The sequence below is a fragment of the Paraburkholderia sp. MM6662-R1 genome, assembly GCF_050436245.1.
GTDB lineage: Bacteria > Pseudomonadota > Gammaproteobacteria > Burkholderiales > Burkholderiaceae > Paraburkholderia > Paraburkholderia tuberum.
In genome coordinates this window covers 4,060,121-4,076,692 of sequence record NZ_JBNDLV010000001.1, presented here as the reverse complement: position 1 = coordinate 4,076,692, position 16,572 = coordinate 4,060,121, and the positions used below count along the sequence as shown (strand labels likewise).

Here is a 16,572-nt window from a genome sequence, read left to right as displayed (position 1 = left end):
GGTCGGTCAGAAGTCTTGAGGTGCTTGTGTTATCTAGAGGTCGAGCGGCAGCAGAATCTGAAACTCGGTATGGCCCGGCCGGCTGTCCACCTCGATCAGACCTTCGTGCTGCTGCACGAAGGTCTGCGCTAGCGTGAGACCGAGACCGCTGCCGTCCTCGCGCCCCGACACGAGCGGATAGAAAATGCGGTCGCGAATCTCTTCGGGAATGCCTGGGCCGTTGTCGATGATATGCAAGTCCAATGCCAGCTTGCACAGGCGTTTTGAAATCGTGACCTTGCGCGCGATGCGCGTACGCAATTCGATGCGCGCATCGCCCTGCGAGATCCGCTCGCGCAACGCCTCGGCCGCATTGCGCACGATGTTCAGCAGCGCCTGGATCAGCTGCTCCTTGTCGCCGCGCAGATCCGGCACGCTGACGTCGTAGTCGCGCTCGATCGTCAGGCCGCGCGGAAACTCCGCGAGAATCACCTGACGCACGCGCTCGCACACCTCGTGAACATTCACATCGCCGACGATATGCGGATGCCGGTGCGGTTCGAGCAAGCGGTCGACCAGCGTCTGCAGACGGTCCGACTCCTTGATGATGACCTGGGTGTACTCGCGCAACTCGTCGCGCTCACGTTCGCCGAGTTCGAACTCGAGCAGTTGCGCGGCGCCGCGAATGCCGCCCAGCGGATTCTTGATTTCGTGCGCGAGATTGCGGATCAGATGCTTGTTGACGGCGGTCAGGTCGTTGATGCGCTCTTCGCGGTCGGTGCGCAGATGCCGCTCGTTCTCGAACAGTTCGAGCAACACGTAGTCCTGCGCGCTTTCCAGAAAACCGACGATCGCATGCACGTGCAGCGGCTCGTGGCCAGGACGCTCGAGCACGGCGTCCAGATGCGTCGCGTGAAAACGGTGTGCGGCGATCGCGGTGATCGTCGCGACCAGTTCGTCCGCGTTCGAGAAGATGTCTGGCCACGCCATCTGCGTGAGTTGCTTGCGAGACATCTCCAGCATCGACTCCGCCGACGGATTCGCGAACGCGACGCGCAGCGTGCGCTTCTCGAGCACCAGCAAGACGGTCGGCAGCGCCTCGAAGCCTGGCAACAGGCCAGAACTCACGAGCTGCATGTCGTCCGACAGCGTCTGTTCGTGTCCTTTCCTTGCCTTGATCAGATTCTTGAGAACCATCTTGCAGTCTGGCCGGTAGGAGATGGTGATAAATCAGGAGTGCTGCTTTATTGTGCTGCACCGAATGCCGTGTTGCCCGCGCGCGGCCGGCCGTGCGTACGGCCTAACGAAAAAGGGACGGCGCCGCCGTCCCTTCGTGACCGATCGCGAGCGTCGGGCAAAGCGCTTCGCCGGGTGAAGGGCGAAGCGCCATGGCCCCTTACAGCGAGTAATACATTTCGAATTCGATCGGGTGCACCGCCTGACGATAACGCTGCAGTTCCGTCGTCTTCAGTTCGATGTACGCGTCGAGCATCGCATCCGTGAATACCCCGCCGCGCGTCAGGAACTCGCGGTCCGCGTCGAGCGAGTCGAGAGCCTGGTCGAGGCCCGCGCACACGGTCGGGATCTTTGCATCCTCTTCCGGCGGCAGGTCGTACAGGTTCTTGTCGGCGGCTTCGCCCGGGTGAATCTTGTTCTGCACGCCGTCCAGACCCGCCATCATCAGCGCGGAGAAGCACAGGTACGGATTCGCCAGCGGATCCGGGAAGCGCGTTTCGATACGGCGGCCCTTCGGGTTCGACACGTGCGGAATTCGGATCGATGCCGAACGGTTGCGAGCCGAGTAAGCGAGCTTGACCGGCGCTTCGAAGTGCGGCACGAGACGCTTGTACGAGTTCGTACCCGGGTTCGTGATCGCGTTCAGCGCGCGAGCGTGCTTGATGATGCCGCCGATGTAGAACAGCGCGAATTCCGACAGACCTGCGTAGCCGTTGCCCGCGAACAGGTTCTGGCCGTCCTTCCAGATCGACTGGTGAACGTGCATGCCCGAACCGTTATCGCCGACGACCGGCTTCGGCATGAACGTTGCCGTCTTGCCGTACGTGTGCGCGACGTTTTGGATGATGTACTTCAGTTGCTGCGTCCAGTCAGCGCGCTGCACCAGCGTCGAGAACTTCGTGCCGATTTCATTCTGGCCCATGCCCCCCACTTCGTGGTGATGCACTTCGACCGGAACGCCGATCTGTTCGAGCAGCAGACACATTTCCGAACGGATGTCCTGGAACGAATCGACCGGCGCGACCGGGAAGTAGCCGCCCTTGGTGCCCGGACGGTGGCCGGTGTTGCCGCCTTCGAATTCCTTCGCCGACGACCACGGTGCTTCTTCCGAACCGATCTTCACGAAGCAGCCCGACTGGTCCGTGTTCCACTGGACCGAGTCGAAAATGAAGAATTCCGGTTCCGGACCGAAGTACGCGGTGTCGCCGAGTCCCGAACTCTTCAGGTACGCTTCGGCGCGCTTCGCGAGCGAGCGCGGGTCGCGCTCGTAGCCCTTGCCGTCAGCCGGTTCGACGACGTCACAGGTCAGCACGAGGGTCGATTCTTCGTAGAACGGGTCGATGAAGGCCGTGTTCGCGTCCGGGACCAGCAACATGTCCGATGCTTCGATGCCCTTCCAGCCGGCAATCGACGATCCGTCAAACGCATGGCCGCTTTCGAACTTGTCTTCATCGAATGCCGACACCGGCACCGAAACGTGTTGTTCCTTGCCGCGCGTGTCGGTGAAACGGAAGTCGACAAACTTGACGTCTTCGTCCTTGACGAGTTGAATGACGTCGGCCACGGATTTACTCATAACCTATCTCCTGATTAACAATTTCGGCGGATTCAGCCGCCGCCCAATCTAGCTGACCCATCCCGGAACGTCCACTTATATGGCGTCGCGGGCGGAAAATTCTGCCGGGATAAATCGATCGGCACCTATAAAGCAGATAGTGTGCCACCTCTGGGCCTCGTATGGGCCAATCCGGCGCACACCATTACGCTGCTTACGTTTGCCGGCCACGCACGAGACGCGAGCAGCCTCGCAAACAAACGTGCGGGCATCGCAACGCACCAATTTCGCGCATTCACCGCTTTGGAAATGACGATCCATACCATTTTGGTGCATTCAGCAGGAAATGCACCATATTTGCGCATCGAGGTTGGGACGGCCGCCCGCGACTGCCTGGCGCCGTCCAGTCTACACAGGTCTGTGCGCTGCCTGCAGCGCGCTAGAATGATCATTTGGTCCGAAGGAGATTGACACTCATGAGCACGCTCCAACAGCTTTACGCGAAGGCGGACGCCCGCCGCACCGAGAACCAACTGCCCTACGCGGGCGCGGTATCGCCGGCCGAGGCGTTCGAACTGCTGGAACTCGATCCGCGCACGCGTCTCGTCGACGTGCGTACCCGCGCCGAGCTCGACTGGGTCGGCCGGCCGGTGATCGGTGATGGCCAATACGCGCATGTCGAATGGACGCGCTATCCGGGCGCGGTGCCCAATCAGGAGTTCGTGCAGCAACTCGCGAAGGTCGCCTCGCCCGACACGCCGGTGCTGTTCCTGTGCCGCAGCGCCGCGCGCTCGAAGCTCGCCGCGATCGCCGCGACCCAGGCCGGCTTCACGAAGGCGTATGACCTGCTGGAAGGCTTCGAAGGCGACAAGGACGGCCAGGGGCATCGGAAGACGGTGTCGGGATGGTGTTTTCGCGGCTTGCCGTGGATCGGAGCCTGATGGCGCTGGCGCACTGTCCGCATCTGCGGAAGCCCGTGGCGCGGCGCTGAAGCACGCCGATTGAAACGGTTCGCGCCGACCACGCATTGATTGCATCGTCGGCGCGGGTTGTGACACTGCGATGTCGCGGTTCGCGCCAACCTAACCCTCAGGCGCGGACCGCTTGTTTCGTCGAGCGCCGCGCGCGCGGCGCTCCATTGTGTTCAGCGCGCGGCCGAAATCCCGAACCCGTGCAACTCGCCCGCGCTGACCTGATTCGGCAGCGCGACGCTCGTCACGAGCTTGCCCGGCGGCATCGCGATGGTCTGCCCCACCGCCCCCGCGTTATCGAGCGGGCCGCCAGACAAGACGCAGCTCGCGCCGCCGAAGGAGAACGGTTTGCCCGGCGCCGCGCCCGCCGCCGTCAAGGCCTGCGACGAGTAGCTGAACAGCGAGCCGTCGAAGTCCGCACCCTGACCATCGGTATCGGTGCTGCCGTCGCTGCCGATGCCGTGGTTGTTTGTACTGCCCGGCATTGCCTTCGACGTAGTTGTCGGTGCTGCTCTGCGTCTGCGCAATTCAGCTTCCGTCCGAGTTGCGCGCGGCGATCAGAGACGGCGGCAGCGACGTGTTGAGCAGGTTCTGCCAACAGGCCGAGCGGCTCAGCAGCATCTTCTGGATCGTTGAATTGCCCAGTTGGCCGGCAAACTGCGAAATGGCGAAATCGCTGCTCGCGTATTCGAGCGTCGACGATGCCTGCCCCCATTCGCCATTCGTAATGTAGCCGAACTGCAGATAACTGGCGCGGCCGCCGTTCGTGGTCACGCCATTGCACGCCGTTCCGGGAACGTTGGCCATCTTGATCATGTGCTTCAGCGCGCCCGAGGTATCGAACGCTCGCGCGCCGAATGCATAGGCGCCCGCCACGATCAGCGAGCCGGCGTCGCCGGGCATCACGCCATCCTCGACGTTGTCGTTGACCCAATGCGGAATCGCGCCGCACTGATCCGCATCGTTGACTAGCGACTGCGCCATATCGCTGGTTTCCTGAGGAAACAGCGTGGCCTTGAGCGCAATCAGCGAGCGATGGATGTCCCAGCCCGAAAAGCTGGTGTACTGCGCCGCGTGGCCCGCGCTAACCGTATGGACCTGCTGGTCGAAGCCGATATATTGGCCGTTGGAATCGCTGAATCCGCTCGGCGCCCACAGCGCGTGATAGAACGCCGTATAAAACTTCGTCAGCGCAGCCGTGTCCTGACTACTTACCTGAATCGTATTGAGGGCCCGCTCAGCTTCACGGCTTACCCGTGGCCGCTGCTGCCGCCGCCGCTTCAGGCTCGACGATATCGCCACCGAGCAGATGCACCCCCTCTCGCAGCTTCACGAACGCCGCGGCGACGGCTTCCGGTTCACCCTTCACACCCAGATCGATGTGATGCCGCGCATACACGCCGCCGCGCTCCGCATCCCCTACGCTCGGCAGGCTGAACACCCGCACGCCCGGAAAATCGCGCTCGATTTTCTCCATCAGCGGTGTCACGCGCGACTCCGGCAACTCGAACACCAGCAGCGATTTTTCAGCGTGCGGCGTCGTGTGATGCAGATGCGCGTACCGCGTGTCGAGCACCCACTCGATCATCGGCCAGGCCATCACCGGGAAACCCGGCACGAAATGGTGTTGGCGGATCGAAAAGCCCGGAATCTTGTTGTAGCCGTTCGGAATGATGTCGGCGCCCTGCGGGTACGTGCCCATATTCAGGCGATGCCGGTTCTCGGCCGAGTTCAGATCGAGCGGCGCCGGCGAGTTCGCGGGATACATGTCGCGGATACGCTCCTGAATCAGCTTCGCGGCCTCCGGATGCAGCTCGAGCGGCACGCCGAGCGCGGCCGCCGCGCACTGGCGCGTGTGGTCGTCCGGTGTCGCGCCGATACCGCCCGTCGAGAACACGATGTCGCCCGACGCGAACGTGCGCCGCAGCGTCGCCGTGATGCGCTCCGGATCGTCGCCGATGTACTCCGCCCAGCCGAGCGATAGCCCGCGCCCGCTGAGCAACTCGATGACCTTCGGCAGATGCTTGTCGACGCGTCTGCCCGAGAGGATTTCATCGCCGATGATGATGACGCCAAATGCCATTGCCGCCTCTTTAGTTTGATCAATAGGGAACCGGCGCGACCTCGCGCGCGCCACCAGGCGCTTCCGCCCGCATGCGCTGCAGCGCGCGCAGGCAGTAGTTGCCGAACCATAGCGCCGAGAACACGAGGATGAACGCGTAAATCCAGATCGTCACCGTCGTGATCACCGGGAACAGCACAATCAGCCATACCGACGAAGCCCACAACAGCGTCGGCAGCGAACCTAGCAGGCCGCTCACGATACCGATCAGCAGCAACGGCAGCCGGTGGCGCCGCACCAGTTCGCGCCGCTCGTCGCGCGTCGCATGCAACGAGAGCGCATCGTAGGTCATCACGCGATACGTGAGCCATCCCCACAGCAGCGGCGGAATCAACGCGAAGAACGGCGGCACGAGCCACAGCGGCAACGTGACGATCAGCAGCGCCAGACACAGCAGCGTGGTCCAGAGCGCTTGACCGAGGCTACCGTACCACGTTCCGCCGCGGCGCAACTCCAGCCCGGCGAACTGGCGGGCCGCGAGAAAGCGGATCACGGCCGGCATCGACAGCATGGCGATCAGCAGCAGCACCGTGACGACGATCAGCGGGATCGCCATCGCAATCACGATGAACGGCGCGATGACCGAGTGCAGCGTCGAAAAACCGAGCACGTCGAACAGATGATAAAGCGTGGCGGTGAAAGACCAGTCGTCGAGCCAGGTGCGGGTCGCGCCGGTCAGCGTCTGCCAGAAGAACCACAGGAGTACGCCCCAGCCGACCGTCGCGACGATAAACGGTTTGAAGGTCAGCCAGAGCATGCGCGGATGCAACGCGCTTGCGAGTGCGCGCCCAAACGAGCGCAACAGATCATTCATGCGAGCCAGTGCCTGCGAACGAAACGATGGACGGGAAAATCGCGCCGCGCCCGGGCCAGGCATGCAGGGGCACTGGAGGGTGCGCTCGAACGTGCACAGCATAAACCAAGGGACGCGCCGCCGGCGGAAGTGAGCAGCGCGGCAAAGTGCGCGCTCGAATGGATCCGCAATGGACTCAGAACGGACTCTGAACCGACTCAAACGGCAGCGGTGTCGTTGCCGGGTGCGCGGCGCTTCGATACGAGGCGATGCGCGATGCGCACGAAGGCGAACCAGTGCTGCGCCCAGAATCCATCGCCATAGCGGCGGCCTTCGAGCTGATCGCTGATACCGGTCGGCTCCATATCGCGGCTCCACGACACGCTGCGGAACAACATGTCCCACCACGGGAACAGCACGCCGAAATTGCAACCGTAATTGAGCCCTTCATGACCGTACCCGATCGCGTGGTGACGGCGGTGGAACGCCGGGCTGACGAGCAGCCGCTCGCCGAGCCAGCCGTAATACAGGCGGATGTTCGCGTGCTGCACGCTTTGCGCGAGATTCGTGATCGCGACCAGCACGACGAACTGCGACGGCGGCACACCGATTGCGAGCGCGATCATCGCGAAGAACGACGCCTGCAGCAGATCGTCGAGCAGATGGTTGCGATCGTCGGACCACAGCGACATCTGCCGCTGGCTATGGTGTACCGCATGCAGCTCCCACCACACGCCGAAGCGGTGCTGCCAGCGGTGATACCAGTAGCCGGCGAAATCGAGTACGAGCAGATACATGACGAACGTGACGAGCGGCTGCGTGGTCACGCCGGGCCACAGGTTGTCGAAGTTCAGGTTCGCGATGCCGTGCAGCCGAAGCCAGCCTTGCACGTTGTCGAAGAACGGTTGCAGCGCGAAGAAAAAGAACAGGTTCAGAATGCCGAGCTTGGCGATCCACGTGTACAGCACGTCGACGCGCACGGCCTTGCGGTTCTCCCATTGCTCGACCGGGCGCAGCGCCTCGAGCGGACGCAGGATCGCGTACATCGCGAGCACCTCGAGCACACCGACGATGACCCAGTACAGGCTGTCGTAGGTGTCCTCGTCGTAGTCCATCAGATTGAACCGGAACAGCAGTGGCTGCACCACGTCGACGTACAGCCACGTCTGCGCGGCTGAAACGAAGCTGTCGAGTGAGGAGAAAATCAGATGGAACATGATGCTGGCCTGTTACTTCATCCTTGGTGGCTCGTGGCGTCCTGGCTCTGCCCTGTTGCCCTCAGGCACTGTCGGGCGCCCTCAGGCCCCTCAAGCGCCGTTCGGCGCCGTCACCGGCGCGCGGTCGAAGAAATAAATGCCGTGCGGCGAGCGGCCCACCGAAATGGTCTGGATCAGCTTGCGCGTGTTGAGATCGATGATGCCAACGTGCTTCGCGAAGCGGAAGGTCACCCACAGATAGCGTTTGTCGGCGGAAAGTTCCATATCGTCGGGTCCCGGCATCAGGCCGGTGATGTCGCCGACGTTGGTGAGCGTGTCTTCGTCGATGATGCTGATCGTGCTAGCGACGCGGTTCGACACCGCGACATGCTTGCCGTCGGCGAGCGAGCGGAAATTGTGAGCGCCCTTGCCCGTGTGAATCGTCTTGACGATCTTCTGGTTGCGCCAGTCCACCACGGCGACGCAGTCCTCGCCGGTCATGCCGACGAGCAGGTACTTTTCCCCCGGCGTCATCCACAGACCCGCGGGCACCTTGCCGACCTTCATCTTCCATTTGACGGTTTGCGTGGGCAGGTCGATGGCAGCGAGCTCGCCCGAGATCTGCAGCGAGACGAACACCGTCTTGCTGTCATTCGAGAACGCCATGTGGCTCGGCATCACCGCGAGCGGCAGCCGTGAAGCCAGCGTCATCTGGTTTTTCGGGTTGTCGTAGTGATAGATGTCGAGTCGATCGAGCCGCAGTCCCGTAGTGACGAGCCACTTGCGATCAGGCGAAAACCCGATCTGATAGGGATCTTCGATGTTCTCGACCCAGCGCTGTAACTGCCCCGTCTTCGGATCGACGAACATCAGGCTGTTCGACACCGAATTGGCGACGATCAGCGAGGAATTGTCCGGCGTGGCCATCAGGTGATGCGGTTCCTTGCCCGTGGGCACGGTGCCGATGACCTGGTGGCTGTTCTCGTCGATCAGGCTCAGCGTGGCCTCGCCGGAATTGAGCACGATCACGTTATTGGCGTGCGCCGCCGGAGAAAAAAAGCCTGCGGCGGCGACCAGCACCGCGGTCGCGGCGAACGTGGCACTCAAGCCGGGAAGAAAAAATTTACGCATGAAAACTCGCTTCGGAGAACAACGGTCATTGTAGAACGTTTGCCGGTCCGGGCGGTTGACGTAAGTCACTGGCGACGACCGAAAAATGACGGGTGCGATGAAGCGCGGCCGCGAGCGGGAGGTTTCGTCTGCCACGTTCGGTTTGATGCTCGCGCCGCGGGTTTTCGAGTGAGGAATCAATGTGCTCTCCCTGTCAGGGTCAATCATGCATCAGCCACACGTTAAAATCGCGCAAATGATTATCGGGAACAATAAGAATAATCCTCTTTCCTTATCAATAAAAACCTAGCCGTATTAATATATTTTTTAGCCCGATTGAATTTCGGAGTTTGCTGATATCTGGATTGCACGCGGACATCGGAGAATTCTCCATACGCGCCGCCCCGGTAACGCCTCCCCCATGAATCCCGAGCGTACATCGCCGGGCTGACGCGCGCTCGGCCAAATAACGCAAGCCTTACCAATGACCGGCGTTTTTGTATTTTCAATATTTTCAAACCCACCAGGCAATAACTTGACGTCAAAGTCGGAATACGCGCTGCGTGCCACCAACTACAATAATGCGGAGGATTTTTAATTGATGAACAAGAATATTTCGATAATTCGCCATACCACGTCTCAAATAAAAGTCGCAGCACGGCGAACTGCCTGCCTGCAAACACACCGTGCTTCCGCGCGCCAGAAAAGCATCGCCCGGGCGGTTCGAAGTACCGCGGGTGTTGCAATAGCGGCGGCGGCCCTTTACGTCACGGAAGCGACAGGCGCCGGCGTCGATTCCGTCGAGGTAGGCACGGCCAGCGCGCCCGGCGACTTCGCGGTCGCGATAGGTGCACAAGCCACCGCAAGCGGCAACTCATCGCTGGCGGTCGGCTCGCAGGCGAACGCGCAAAACGACGGCGCGATCGCGGTAGGGGCGAACGCCACGGCACAGGGCGATAGCGCCGTCGCCATGGGCCTCTCCTCTTCGGCACAAGGCGAAGGCGCGAGCGCCTTCGGGCCTTATGCGAATGCGCAAGCGGAACGCGCGACCGCGGTCGGTCTGAACGCGTCGGCGCTTGGCGTCGACTCGGTCGCAGCGGGCTCCGGTTCAATGGCGGCGGACTCGGCCGCCTCCGCGTTTGGCTCCCTATCCACGGCAACCAGCATCGGATCGACCGCGCTCGGCTATGTCGCGCAGGCCGGAGGCGCCAACTCGCTCGCCGCCGGAGCATGGGCCTCGGCGCTCGCGGACTCGAGCGTCGCGCTTGGCAGTAATGCCGTCGTCAGCGGCGTCGGCGCCATCGCCCTCGGCGTTGCCGCGCAGGCACGCGGCGCCTACGCCAGCGCAATCGGCTTCGGCGCAACGGCCGCGGGAGCCGGCGCGATCGCGCTCGGCAGCAACGCAAACGCGAGCGCCGACAATAGCGTCGCGCTAGGCGCCAACGCCAGCACCACGACGGACCTGTCGCAAAGCGCGTTTGTGCCCGTGGGAACGGGCGCCACCCCGATCGCGGCCTCCAGCGCGACGGGCGAAGTCTCGCTCGGCTCGGCGAACAACGAGCGTCGCCTGACCAACGTCGCCGCGGGCGCCGCGCCCACCGACGCGGTCAACGTGAGCCAGTTGAGCGCGGTCGACAACAAGGTCGATGCACTCGCTCAAAGCAGCGCGCTGCATTACTTCAGCGCTGCTGACCCGGTCGACGGCTCCAACGAGGCGCTCGCAGACGGCACGCACGCGCTTGCCGCGGGCAGCAACGCCAGCGCTATGGGCAGCAACGCAACCGCATTCGGCACCAGCGCCAGCGCCAGCGCAACCGACTCGACCGCGATCGGCGCGGGCGCCGTCGCCGGCACGGCCGACGCGACCTCGCTGGGCGCGTCAGCGTCGGCCTACGGCTCCGGTGCGACGGCGCTCGGCTCCAACGCCACGGCGAGCGGCGCCGGCGCCCTCGCGCTCGGCTCCGGTGCCAGCGCAGCCGCCGACAACGCACTTTCGCTCGGATCTAACTCGAGCGCGCTAGTTGCAAACTCCGTCGCGCTCGGCCAGGGCTCGATCGCCGATCGCGCGGGTACCGTGTCGGTCGGTTCAACGGGCAACGAGCGCCAGATCACCAACGTCGCGGCTGGCACCGCCGACACCGATGCGGTCAACGTCGCCCAGCTGAAAGCGGTGAGCGACCAGAGCAGCGCGACCGCAGCGAAGCTCGACGGCGCGGTCATGTACGACACGAACGCCGACGGCAGCATCAACCGGAACAGCGTTACGCTCGGCGGCGATACCACGGAGGGCACCGTCATCCACAACGTCGCGGACGGCGTACAGGCGTCCGACGCGGTCAACCTCGGTCAGTTGAACGCGGCGCTCGAAGGCGCGATCAATAACGCGACGATCGGCTCGGCCGACGCGTTGTTCAGCGCGGCAGGCGATAGCGCGACTGAGAGCGCGCAGGCGTCCGGCGCGCACGCGATTGCGGCCGGGGCGAACGCGCGGGCGAGCGGCGTCAACACGGTCGCCGAGGGTGCGAACGCAGAGGCGGCCGGCACGAACGCGATTGCCGTCGGAGCGAATGCACAAGCAAGCGGCACCAACGCGGCAAGCATCGGAGCGAACGCCATCGCCAGCGGCAACAACGCGACGGCGGTCGGTGCCGCAGCCAGCGCGAGCGCCGACAACTCGGTGGCGTTAGGCCAGGGCTCCGTCGCCGACCGAGCGAACACGGTATCGGTTGGCGCGGCGGGCCAGGAACGCCAGATCGCCAACGTCGCGGCCGGCGTACGAGGCACCGACGCGGTCAACGTCAATCAGTTGCAGCAAAGCGTGAGCGGCGCGATCAGCGCGTCGAATCGCTATACCGACGACCAGATCCGCTCCGCCCGCCGGGACAGCTACGGGGGCACGGCATCGGCGCTCGCAATGGCAGCTTTGCCGCAAGCGGTGCTGCCGGGACACGGCATGGTCGCCATGGCGGGTGGCACGTACGGCGGTCAATCTGCGCTCGCAATCAGCGTGTCGCAGTTGTCGGACACCGGCAAATGGATCTACAAGGTCCAAGGCAGCACCGACTCTCGCCGACAGTTCGGCGCATCGATCGGCGCGGGGATGCATTGGTGAAATCAGCTCGAGCGAACGTATCGGACCGAGTCCGGCCGCGACGGCGCTCTGAGGACGCTCGGTGTACCCCGCGCGCACCGGTGCGCGGGCCCGCTCATCGGCCGCGGTGCACACCCAGTGTCCAGCGTCCGCGAGCGAGCGCCCTGGCTTTAGCGCTGCATCGACTCCCACACCTTGTGCAGGCGCTTCACCGAAACCGGCATCGGGGTGCGCAACTCCTGCGCAAACAGCGAGATGCGCAATTCTTCGAGCAGCCAGCGGAATTCCGCGAGCCGCGGATCCACGACGCCGCCGCGCTGCGACACCGCGCGCTGATAGTGCTGCAGCAGCGGCTGGAATTCGGCGAACTGGCGCGCGTCGCGTATGGCGTCCGCGCGCAGCTTGTCGATACGCAGCGCCATCCCCTTCAGATAACGCGGGAAATGTGCGAGTTGGGCATACGGCGTATCGACGACAAAACGCTTGCCGATCAGCGCATCGAGCTGATTCTGCAGATCGGTGTACGCGGCCGCGAATGGCTTCGCCTGCAGGAGCTTCTTCGTCAGGCTCGCGTATTCGCCAAGAATCTGACCGACCAGCCGCGAAATTTCCTGCGCGAGCAACGTGAGGCGGCTACGCCCTTCGTCGCGGCGGACATGGAAGCTCGCATCGTCGTCGGGCAGCGGATCCTGCAGACACGCGCGGTCGAGTGCGGTGTCGATCAGCTGATCGCGCAGTTCCTCCTGCGTGCCGCGCGGCATGAACTGCATGGCCATTTCGCGCAGGCCCGGCAGATTCTTCTCCAGATACTTGATCGGCTCCTTCAACTGCAGCGCGAAGAGCCGACGCAAGCCCGCCCGATGAATCCGCGCGGCTTCTTCCGGCGAATCGAACACCTCGACGTCGCAATGGGTGCCACGGTCGACGAGCGCCGGGTAGCCAAACAGCGTCTGACCACCACGACGAATTTCGAGCAACTCGGGCAACTTGCCGAAATTCCACGTGGTCAGGTTTTCATACAGCGCGGTGGCCGGTGCGCCTTCGGGTGTCGCGGGTTGCGGCGCGGCCGCGCCCTTGCCGCGCGACGCGCCGCTCTGAGCCAAATCTGGAGAGCGTGCAGGTGCCGCAACACCGCCGCCAGCGTCGGCCAAGGCGGCGCCCGCCGCGCCCGAAACGAGCTTCTGGAAATGCTGCTGCGCCTGAGCGCCGAGCTCGGCGCGCAGTTGCGACAAATTGCGCCCCATCGCGAGCTGCCGGCCATGTTCGTCGATGACCTTGAAGTTCATGAACAGATGCGCGGGCAGCGTCTCGAGCTTGAAGTCGGACTGCTTCATCGTGACCTGGGTCTGCTCGCGCAGGTCGGCGATCAGCGCCTCGAGCAAGCCTCCTCCTCCGAAGCGCTGTGCGCCGTGCCGTTCGGTGAAGCCCGCCGCGTACTCGGGGAGCGGCACGCAATGCCGACGCAGCTTTTGCGGCAGCGACTTCAGCAGCAACTGCGCCTTTTCTTTCAGCATCCCGGGCACGAGCCACTCACAGCGGCGCGCGTCGACCTGGTTCAGCGCGTACAGCGGCACTGCGAGCGTCACGCCGTCGCGCGGCGTGCCCGGCTCGAAGTGGTAGGTCAGCGCCATCTCGATGCCCGCCATCGTCAGCCGCTTAGGGAACAGATCCGTCGTGACACCCGCCGCCTCGTGCCGCATCAGATCGTCTCGGGACAAATACAACAGCCGCAGCTTGTCCTCCGCCTGGCCGCTCTTTTCGACCTCGTCGCGATACCAGCGCTCGAACGCGGCGCCGGTATGGATGCCGTCCGGCAGCGCCTGATCATAGAACGCGTAGATCAATTCGTCGTCGACCAGCACGTCCTGGCGGCGCGACTTGTGCTCGAGCTGCTCGATGTCGGCGAGCAGCTTGCGGTTGTGCGCGAAGAACGCAAGCTTCGTGTCGAACTCGCCTTCGACGAGCGCACCGCGAATGAACAGCTCGCGCGCCCGCGCCGGGTCCTGCTTGCCGAATGCGACGCGCCGCCGGTGATAGATCGGCAGGCCGTACAGCATCGCGCGCTCGAACGCGGACACCTGCGCCGCGCGCTTTTCCCAATGCGGCTCGGACAACGACTTCTTGAGCAGATGCGCGCCGACCTTCTCGACCCACTCCGGCTCGATTTTCGCGATACAGCGCGCGTACAGACGGCTCGTTTCGACGAGCTCGGCGGCCATCACCCACTTGCCTGCTTTTTTCACGAGCGCCGAGCCGGGCCACAAATAGAACTTGATGCCGCGCGCGCCGAGGTAGTACGGCTCGTCGTCGGCTTTCAGGCCGATGTTGCCGAGCAGACCGGTCAGCAGCGCCAGATGGATCTGCTCGAATGTTGCCTCCGCTTCGTTCAGCCGCCAGCCGTGCTCGCGCACCACCGTCAGCAGCTGCGAGTGGACGTCGCGCCATTCGCGCAGCCGCAGTTGCGACAGGAAGTTCTTGCGGCACTCGTCCTGCAGTTGCCGGTTCGATTTCTTGTGCGCGATCGCTTCGTCGAACCAGTTCCAGATCTTCAGCCACTGCAGGAATTCGGAGCGCTCGTCGGCGAACCGGCGATGCGCCTGGTCCGCCTGCTCCTGCGCTTCGATCGGGCGATCGCGCGGGTCCTGCACGGACAGCGCACTCGCGATGATCAGCACTTCCTTCAGCGCCTGCTGGTCGCGCGCGGCGAGGATCATGCGGCCGACGCGCGGATCGAGCGGCAGTCGCGCGAGTTCGCGGCCGAGCGGCGTCAGGTGGGTGTCGTCGTCGACGGCGCCGAGCTCGTTGAGCAACTGGTAGCCATCGGAAATCGCACGGCCCGGCGGCGGTTCGATAAACGGGAAGGTTTCGATCGCCGTCAGATGCAGCGACTTCATGCGCAGAATCACCGAAGCAAGCGACGAGCGCAGAATTTCCGGATCGGTGAAGCGCGCGCGGCCCTGGAAGTCGCTGTCCTCATACAGACGAATGCAGATGCCATCGGCGACCCGGCCGCAACGCCCCGCGCGCTGGTTCGCGGCGGCCTGCGAAATCGACTCGACCTGCAACTGCTCGACCTTGTTGCGATACGAGTAGCGCTTCACGCGCGCAAGGCCGGTGTCGACCACGTAGCGGATGCCGGGTACCGTCAGCGAAGTTTCGGCGACGTTGGTCGCGAGCACGATGCGGCGCGCGTTCGACGCGCGGAACACGCGCTCCTGCTCGGCGGCCGAGAGCCGCGCGAACAGCGGCAGGATCTCCGTGTGGGGCGGATGATGTTTGCGCAGCGCCTCGGCGGCGTCGCGAATCTCGCGCTCGCCGGGCAGGAATACCAGTACGTCGCCGGGGCCTTCGCGGCACAGTTCGTCGACAGCGTCGACGATCGCCTCCATCAGATCACGATCAGTCTCGCGCTGCGTCTTCGGGCGCTCGCGGCCAGACGAGGTTGCACCCGAGGTCCCTTGCGCCGCCTTGACCGCCGGGCTGTCCTCGACGACCGGACGGTAACGTACCTCGACCGGATACATCCGGCCGCTCACTTCGATCACCGGCGCGGGTTTGTCGTCGCTGCCGAAATGACGCGCAAAACGGTCGGCGTCGATCGTCGCCGAGGTGACGATCAGCTTCAGGTCGGGACGCTTGGGAAGAATCTCCTTCAGGTAGCCGAGCAGAAAATCGATGTTGAGGCTGCGCTCGTGTGCTTCATCGATGATCAGCGTGTCGTAGGCATTCAGCAGCGGATCGGTCTGCGTTTCCGCAAGCAGAATGCCGTCGGTCATCAGCTTGACCGATGCGCCCGGCGCGAGGTTGTCGTTGAAGCGCACCTTGTATCCCACCACTTCGCCGAACGGCGTGCCGAGTTCCTCGGCGATACGGCGCCCGGTCGCCGACGCGGCGATCCGGCGCGGCTGCGTATGGCCGATCAGACCATTGCCGCCGGCACCGAGACCACGGCCAAGCGCGAGGCAGATTTTCGGCAACTGCGTGGTCTTGCCCGAGCCGGTTTCGCCCGACACGATCACGACCTGATTCTCCGCGATCGCCCGCGCGATCTCGTCGCGACGACCGGAGACAGGAAGCGCTTCGGGGAACGTGACCGGTGGAATCGGATTCGGCTCGACGACCCGCGACGGCCGCGCTTCGCGCGGCGCGCGAGGTTGTTCCTTGCGCGGCTCGCCCGATTGTTTGTCGCGCAGTCCGTGACGTTGATCGCCACGAGCCCCACCGCCCCGCTTCGCACCAGACGCGTCATCCGATTCATCGCGGGATTCATCGCGCCGTTCGTCACGCGCGCCAGCGTGCTCTTCGCGACCTTTTCGACCTGCACCGCCCCCTTCGGGCGGCACCTTTCGCACAGACGCGCCCGCCCCCCGACGCGCGTCACGCGCCTGATCGGGTTTCGCATCCTGCGCTGGGCGGCGCATCGTATCGCCGGGGTTGGCCGGCTCGCCGGCCGACGCCGGTTTCTCGTTCGCCCCAGCGGGACTTTTGGGTACATTCGACATGGGGGCGCATTATAATC

General features: G+C 64.1%; 10 protein-coding genes and 1 pseudogene. 2 read left to right on the top strand and 9 right to left on the bottom strand.

Annotation, left to right across the window (positions count from 1 at the left end):
- Window positions 1-33: 33 nt before the first annotated feature.
- Window positions 34-1,176: a nitrogen regulation protein NR(II) gene (glnL, locus tag OKW39_RS19305; RefSeq protein WP_184048104.1), complete on the bottom strand. Its 1,143-nt coding sequence runs from the start codon at window positions 1,174-1,176 to the stop codon at window positions 34-36.
- 199 nt (window positions 1,177-1,375) lie between these two features.
- The gene (glnA, locus tag OKW39_RS19300) at window positions 1,376-2,791 is read right to left on the bottom strand and encodes a type I glutamate--ammonia ligase (RefSeq protein WP_429334899.1); all 1,416 of its coding nucleotides are present in this window, start codon (window positions 2,789-2,791) and stop codon (window positions 1,376-1,378) included.
- Window positions 2,792-3,246: 455 nt separating this feature from the next.
- Between glnA and OKW39_RS19295 the strand changes: the two genes are divergently transcribed.
- Entirely contained in the window at window positions 3,247-3,711 is a 465-nt protein-coding gene (locus tag OKW39_RS19295) for a rhodanese-like domain-containing protein (protein ID WP_429563268.1), read from the top strand.
- A gap of 203 nt (window positions 3,712-3,914) precedes the next feature.
- Here the strand turns inward: OKW39_RS19295 and OKW39_RS19290 are convergent, their stop codons facing one another.
- From OKW39_RS19290 to OKW39_RS19265, 6 genes and pseudogenes are all read right to left on the bottom strand, one after another.
- Complete coding sequence (locus OKW39_RS19290) at window positions 3,915-4,226, bottom strand: hypothetical protein (protein WP_429563267.1); 312 nt, start codon at window positions 4,224-4,226, stop codon at window positions 3,915-3,917.
- A 46-nt stretch (window positions 4,227-4,272) separates the two neighbouring features.
- Window positions 4,273-4,971 (bottom strand): annotated as a pseudogene (locus OKW39_RS19285) (glycoside hydrolase domain-containing protein); the annotation flags it as partial.
- 13 nt (window positions 4,972-4,984) lie between these two features.
- Window positions 4,985-5,824 (bottom strand): competence/damage-inducible protein A, encoded by an 840-nt coding sequence (locus OKW39_RS19280; protein WP_429363583.1) that lies wholly within the window; start codon window positions 5,822-5,824, stop codon window positions 4,985-4,987.
- Window positions 5,825-5,843: 19 nt separating this feature from the next.
- Window positions 5,844-6,677: an EI24 domain-containing protein gene (locus OKW39_RS19275; RefSeq protein ID WP_429563266.1), complete on the bottom strand. Its 834-nt coding sequence runs from the start codon at window positions 6,675-6,677 to the stop codon at window positions 5,844-5,846.
- A gap of 197 nt (window positions 6,678-6,874) precedes the next feature.
- A complete protein-coding gene (locus OKW39_RS19270) occupies window positions 6,875-7,873 on the bottom strand; it encodes a sterol desaturase family protein (protein WP_090800869.1) in 999 nt (332 codons plus the stop codon).
- Between the two features lie 90 nt (window positions 7,874-7,963).
- A complete protein-coding gene (locus OKW39_RS19265; RefSeq protein ID WP_429563265.1) occupies window positions 7,964-8,983 on the bottom strand; it encodes a beta-propeller fold lactonase family protein in 1,020 nt (339 codons plus the stop codon).
- A gap of 580 nt (window positions 8,984-9,563) precedes the next feature.
- On the opposite strand from OKW39_RS19265, the gene OKW39_RS19260 reads away from it, so the two are divergent.
- Window positions 9,564-12,074 (top strand): YadA family autotransporter adhesin, encoded by a 2,511-nt coding sequence (locus OKW39_RS19260; protein WP_429363581.1) that lies wholly within the window; start codon window positions 9,564-9,566, stop codon window positions 12,072-12,074.
- A 149-nt stretch (window positions 12,075-12,223) separates the two neighbouring features.
- Here OKW39_RS19260 and hrpA read toward each other — a convergent pair whose 3' ends face one another.
- The gene (hrpA, locus tag OKW39_RS19255) at window positions 12,224-16,555 is read right to left on the bottom strand and encodes an ATP-dependent RNA helicase HrpA (RefSeq protein WP_429563264.1); all 4,332 of its coding nucleotides are present in this window, start codon (window positions 16,553-16,555) and stop codon (window positions 12,224-12,226) included.
- Window positions 16,556-16,572: the final 17 nt, after the last annotated feature.